1 protein-coding gene is annotated in these 1,139 nt (G+C 50.8%); it reads left to right on the top strand.

Annotation, left to right across the window (positions count from 1 at the left end):
• The coding region (locus KDK19_RS09210) for a hypothetical protein (RefSeq protein WP_257291798.1) at positions 1 to 1,139 on the top strand (1,139 nt) is incomplete at both ends.

The raw sequence follows: 1,139 nt of genomic DNA, 5'->3' as shown, positions 1-1,139 counted from the left end.
ATGCCTGTGATTGTTCCTGGGACAAAGTGTGTGAAAAGATCCAGACGGCAAAAGTGCATGGCGGCATCGTAGTGATTTCAGAAATGAATCTGATCGACAGTCAGCATCTGGAAGGTGAGTTAAACGACATTCTGGCCGGTGACGCCCACCCGGGCTTCCACCTGTTTGCCACCATCAACCCACCGCAGTACAGCGGGCGAAAACCGTTATCACCGGCGCTGAAAGGACGTTTTCGTCATTTGCCCATCCGGCAGTACAGTCCGTCAGAATTGCAGGCCATTGCCAGGAAAGTGTTGCCAGAGACCCAACAGGGGAAAATCATCGCTGAACAACTGACTATGCAACATTGTCGTTTGAGGGCTTATCTGCAACAGAAAAACCTGCCGTTGCAGCCGACCAGTCTCGATTTACAGAATGTCGCCAGGGCTGTTATCAGAGGGGGTGATTTTACCGAAGAAGGACTACAGCAATGCCTCAATCAGCACTACCGGCTTTACCTCATGGCCGCCAGGAAATCACTGGAGGAACTACCAGAGTCATCGGCTCTTACCGTCAACAACGGTGAGCTTGATTCCGGACTCTGCCATTGGTTCAACCAGACGGTATCGGGCATTGATCGTCCGTGGTTGATACGACGCGATGATTTCAACAGTCTGGATGAAAAACGCCATAAAATTTGTATCAAGGCTGATCTGAATGAAGAGGAAGCCAGAACCGAAATCATCAAGAGACTGGCTCAGGGCCGTTGGCAGGCATCCGGTCTTTCCCTCAAACCGGATCAGTCAGACAACATTCTCACTCAGGCACTTTACCGACACTGGCAGCAACGCTGGTTTGATCGTGAGTTTGGCCCGATGAGCGTGGATGCTAATAGCGTGTTTCCCCTGACGAAAGAACAGGAACAAACACTGAAATTAACCGCTTCCCAGCCATATCTTCAGAAGACTGATCAGCGGATAGACGCATGGAATGCCCGTGACGTTCAACTATGGCCTGCGTTTTGGCATCAGATTTGTCATCAGATAAGTGCTCTGGAGAACCATCGGGTTGACAGTAGTATTAACAAAGGGTCAGCTGCTGGCGGTGATAACGCTCCTGAACCATACGATCCGGAAGTCCACGAGAAAGAGGCTCCGGCA

The organism is Endozoicomonas sp. ONNA1 (genome assembly GCF_024606325.1).
Classification (GTDB): Bacteria; Pseudomonadota; Gammaproteobacteria; order Pseudomonadales; family Endozoicomonadaceae; genus Endozoicomonas_A.
The sequence above is the reverse complement of the archived record's forward strand: the minus strand, read 5'-3'. Positions and strand labels throughout refer to the sequence as shown.